4 protein-coding genes and 2 pseudogenes are annotated in these 4,343 nt (G+C 64.3%); 2 read left to right on the forward strand and 4 right to left on the reverse strand.

What is annotated here, in order from left to right; genetic code table 11:
* Together KAY22_RS25165 and KAY22_RS28020 are read left to right on the forward strand one after the other, a co-directional pair.
* Positions 1-340: pseudogene (locus tag KAY22_RS25165) on the forward strand (short-chain dehydrogenase/reductase); the annotation flags it as partial.
* 623 nt (positions 341-963) lie between these two features.
* A pseudogene (locus KAY22_RS28020) lies at positions 964-1,254 on the forward strand (CorA family divalent cation transporter); the annotation flags it as partial.
* Positions 1,255-1,316: 62 nt separating this feature from the next.
* Here KAY22_RS28020 and KAY22_RS25180 read toward each other — a convergent pair.
* The 4 genes from KAY22_RS25180 to KAY22_RS25195 all read right to left on the reverse strand — a co-directional run.
* The gene (locus tag KAY22_RS25180) at positions 1,317-1,724 is read right to left on the reverse strand and encodes a response regulator (protein ID WP_016743851.1); all 408 of its coding nucleotides are present in this window, start codon (positions 1,722-1,724) and stop codon (positions 1,317-1,319) included.
* A gap of 81 nt (positions 1,725-1,805) precedes the next feature.
* A complete protein-coding gene (locus KAY22_RS25185) occupies positions 1,806-2,429 on the reverse strand; it encodes a response regulator (protein WP_007683357.1) in 624 nt (207 codons plus the stop codon).
* Positions 2,419-3,954, reverse strand: a complete 1,536-nt coding sequence (locus KAY22_RS25190) for a PAS domain S-box protein (protein ID WP_296625857.1) — start codon at positions 3,952-3,954, stop codon at positions 2,419-2,421. The genes KAY22_RS25185 and KAY22_RS25190 overlap by 11 nt, the downstream gene beginning before the upstream one ends.
* A gap of 58 nt (positions 3,955-4,012) precedes the next feature.
* Positions 4,013-4,343, reverse strand: a 331-nt coding sequence (locus KAY22_RS25195; protein ID WP_296625858.1) for a DUF305 domain-containing protein, incomplete at its 5' end; no start/stop codon positions are given.

The following is a 4,343-nucleotide window of genomic DNA, read 5'->3' on the forward strand; positions in this document are numbered from 1 at the left end:
GCTTGAACCCTTCAACCTGTTCGTGACACTGATCGAGCCGGGCGGGGCGCGCACCAGCTTCAGCCACAATCTGCAATTCGCCAGCGAGATCGCCGCGTATCGCGATACGCCCGCCGGCCATATCCGCAAGATGTTCGAGACCGCCGGAAACGAGCTCTACACGCTCGACCCGCAAAAGATCGCGCAAGCGATCGTTGATGTCGCAACCAGCGACCATCCGCCGCTGCGCGTGACTCTGGGGGGTGACGCTTTCGGCGTTGTCCAGGCGGCGCTGCAATCGCGGCTCGCCTTTCTGCAGTCCCAGGAAGCGCTCGCGCGCTCGGTCGCTTTCGACAGTTGAGCTTTTCCGTCTTCCAGCTTTCGTCTCCGCGCGGTGCGACGCGCCTCACCGGGGCCCGGCAACCCTGTCGTCAGCGCCGTTATCCGATACTTAGGTATAGTCATCCGACACGATTGCAGAGGCGCCACACGGGCAATCGCTTGGTACCATCGCAAGAGAGGAAAACCCTCGCGGTCGCCAATCAAGGGTGCGCAGACCTTCGCAGTCTGCGTGCCCTTGATGTGGCAGCGCGCCGCCCAGCCACGCGCGTCATGAACGGGAGCGGCCTTCTGCGAAACCCAACGCTCCGCCGCATTTTCTATAAGCTCTCGCTCGAATTGCTGCGCGCCGCCTTCTTCTTCCTGCGATTGGGCTTGAAGAATGACGAGTGTTTGTGCGCGCGTCTCAATAGGCGAGGCACACGGCTTCCGGTCGCCCCCGCCGTTCTTTGTCACAATGGCAAACGGCTACGGCCGGCGACCCTGATCGATCCGGCGTGCGAGCACGTCGGCAAGGATGACTTCGTGTGGATCAAAATGTCCCAGCCCAGCGAAACAGAACTTGCCGACATCGCCGGGAATTACGGCCTTCACCCGCTTGCCATGGAAGGTGCCGACAACGGCCACCAGATTTCGAAGCTCGACGATCACATGCTCAGGGTTGAGAGCGCCATCACCGGCATCCGCGACATCCTGATCTCGGTGTTCGAGGCGAGTCACCTGCTCGAACAGCAGCGCCAAGGTGCGATCACCCGTTAGCTTGCCGCCCGGGCTGCGATCCTCGCGGTGCCTACCGCGATTGCCGGAATCTACGGCATGAATTTCGAGAATATGCCCGAACTGAAGACGCAATGGGGATATTTCGTCATCCTCGGCGTCATCGCTGCGGTCTGCATTGGGCTCTACATCCGGTTCAAACGTAGCCACTGGCTTTGACGGCGCAGATCGGCTTTCCACATCGCGCCGGGCTGAGGCTGCCGGGGGCCGGCCGCCACAATTCAATGCTTTCGAAGCGTCTCGATGCGGTGCCGGTCCAACGCTTCGAGCAAAGCCCTGCCGATCAGCGGCTTTGCGAGAACATGATCGAAGCCCGCCTCAGCGGCCCGCGAGGCCAGCAGCGTGTCATGAAAGCCTGAGATCATGATCGCGCGTCCCGACCATCCGATCTCGCGAAGGTGACGCAGCATCGCGAATCCGTCGATGTCGGGCATGCGATAGTCGAGGATGACGCAGTCTGCCTCCTTCGCGCGGGGGTCGGCCAACAGCGCGTGGCCGGTCGTATATCCCCACACGGCATAGCCGCGCGATCTCAGCAGCAGCTGGAGGCCACGCCGCACGCCGGGATCGTCGTCGGAGACGAGGATGGTGTATCTGCCATCATGCTGAGTGGAACGGACCGATGGCATTGCGAGAAGCGGACACCCGTGTGACGATTGCACCATCGATCGCATATCGCGCCTCGTCCCGTCGCTACGTAGAGGTCGCAGTCACTTCGGCTTGCGGCCCATGCCCGCGGCAAAGGCGATCCGCAGGGCTTCGGACAAATTGCGGACCTCGAGCTTGGCCATCAGGCTCGCGCGATGGACCTCGACCGTTCGCGATGAACAGCCCAGGTCATAGGCGATCGTCTTATTGGGCAGGCCGTTCGCCAGCCCTTCCAGCACTTCACGCTCCCGGGGCGTCAGTGCAGCGACCCGCACGCCGGCTTCAGAGGTTTCCAGAGTGCGAAAGTCGACATCGTCGAGACGCGCGAACGCGCGGCTGACGGCGCCGAGCAGGGCCGCTTTCTCGAAGGGCTTCTCGAGAAAGTCGACCGCGCCGCCTTTCATGGCCTGCACCGCAACCGACACGTCGCCATGGCCGGTCAGGACGATGACCGGCATGTTGACCCCGCGTGCTGCCATGGCGGCCTGAACCTCGAGACCGTCCATCTCGGGCATGCGCACGTCAAGGATGACGCAGCCGACGGCCGCCGACTTCGCCTCCTTGAGAAACTCCACGCCCGAGGCATAGGTCACGACGTCGTAGCCCGCGGTCTTGAGCGCAAAGCTCGCCGCCTTGCGGATGCTCTCCTCGTCGTCGACCAGATGGATGACGCGTCTATCCCCCATGTTCCTCCTCCGCCCGCGCATGGATCAAGGTAAAATGAAAGCGCGCGCCGCCGCGGTCGGGGCGCTCCATCCAGATACGGCCCCCATGCGCTTCGATGATGGTCCGGCAGATCGAAAGGCCGAGGCCCATGCCGTCGGCCTTTGTCGACTTGAACGCCGTGAAGAGCTGCTCCCGGACCTCGTCGGCGATGCCGGGGCCGGTATCCGCCACGGTCACCTCGATCAGCCCGTCAGGGCGCAACCTGGTCGCCACCTTGAGGTCGCGAACCGGACACTCCGCCATCGCCTCGATGGCATTGCGCATCAGGTTGACCAGCACCTGCTGGATCTGCACCCTGTCGACGAGGACCGGCGTCGCGGCGGGATCGACTGCAAAGAAGCTGCGGATGCCGCGCTCGCGGGCGTCGACCAGCGCGAGCTGGCTCGCCTCGGCGATGACCCGCGGCAGCTCGTGGAGGCTCTTGTCGACCTCGCCGCGGGCGACGAAATCGCGCAGGCGCCGGACGATATGGCCGGCCCGCAGCGTTTCCTGTGCCGCATCATCCATCACCGACCGTAGCGACACGAAGGGTTCGTCGTCCCGCTCGTCGAGCATGTCGCGGATCGTCTCGAGATAGAGCGCGACCGCGGCAAGCGGCTGGTTGAGCTCATGCGCGAGGGTCGAGGCCATCGTGCCCATCGCGCTCAGCCGGGAGACATGGACCAGCTCTGCCTGCAGTTCCTTGAGCCTGAGCTCATCCTGCTCCTTGGCGGTGAGATCCCGGATGAAGCCGGTGAACAACCGCTGCCCGTCTTCACCGGCCTCGCCAACCGACAGCTGCATCGGGAAGGTCGAGCCGTCGCGGCGCTGGCCGACCACGACGCGGCCGAGGCCGATGATCCGGCGCTCGCCGGTCTGGAGATAATGCGCGATATATTCGTCATGCCGGTCGCGATCGGGCTGGGGCATCAGGCAGGAGACGTTGCGGCCGACGAGCTCGGTTTCCGAATAGCCGAACAGGCGTTGGGCGGCCGCGCTGAACGACGTGATGGCGCCGGTCTCGTCGATGATGATCATCGCATCGGGGACGGTCGCCAGGATCGACTGGAGATGCTGCTCGCGGGTCTCGATTGACGCCCGGACCGCCGCCTCGTCGGTGACATCGCGACTGATGCAGGCAAAGCCTCGATGTGCGTCGCCTTCGAACAGGGCGCTGATCGTCAGGCGCGCGAGATATTCCGCGCCGTTCTCGCAGACCCGCCACGCTTCGCGCTCCAGCGTGCCTTCGTGAAGGGCGGCCGCCAGGTCTGCGCACGGGCGGCCGGCCGCAATCTCGTCGGGCGGGTAGAACAGGTCATGGGGCTGTCCCAGGACGCGATCGAGGGGCCAGCATTCGGCACGCTCGCCTTCTTCATTATAGCTCAGCACGATCCCGGCAGGATCGAGCAGCGTCAGGACATGGCCGCCAGCCTGTCGCAGGAACAACGGCGCAAGCCGCACCACCTCCCTGGCAATCTCGTCCGCCCCGCGCCTCGTGTCGACCATCGGCCGGCTCACATACCTGGCCGGGCGCACGTATCCGGGCGTAGCCCGACCGTGCCACTCAGCGCCGCGCGAGTATGGCCTTCATCTCGTCGATTTCCTGCCGCTGCGAGCGCTTGATCGCTTCGCAAAGCCGGATGACTTCCGGATCGCTGAGCTTTGCTTCCTGGCACATCAGGATCGCCCCGGAATGATGCGGGATCATCGAGCGCAGAAAGGCCGTGTCGCCGATCGTGGTCTGGGTGCGGATGAGTGCAAAGCTGCCGAAGAAGGCGACCAGCGACGCGGCGATCAGCGCGATGTTGGCGGCCTTCGACACGAACATGTGTCGCATGGCGAGGATCATCAGCACCACCATCGGTGCGACCATCATCAGCGTCATGTAGAGCATG

This window comes from Rhizorhabdus sp., assembly GCF_018006725.1.
Taxonomy (GTDB): domain Bacteria; phylum Pseudomonadota; class Alphaproteobacteria; order Sphingomonadales; family Sphingomonadaceae; genus Rhizorhabdus.

Bases quoted from the DNA above. Each gene is read 5' to 3' on its own strand.
- KAY22_RS25180 (WP_016743851.1), bottom strand. From the start codon at position 1,724: ATGCCATCGGTCCGTTCCACTCAGCATGATGGCAGATACACCATCCTC.
- KAY22_RS25190 (WP_296625857.1), bottom strand. From the start codon at position 3,954: ATGGTCGACACGAGGCGCGGGGCGGACGAGATTGCCAGGGAGGTGGTG.
- KAY22_RS25185 (WP_007683357.1), bottom strand. From the start codon at position 2,429: ATGGGGGATAGACGCGTCATCCATCTGGTCGACGACGAGGAGAGCATC.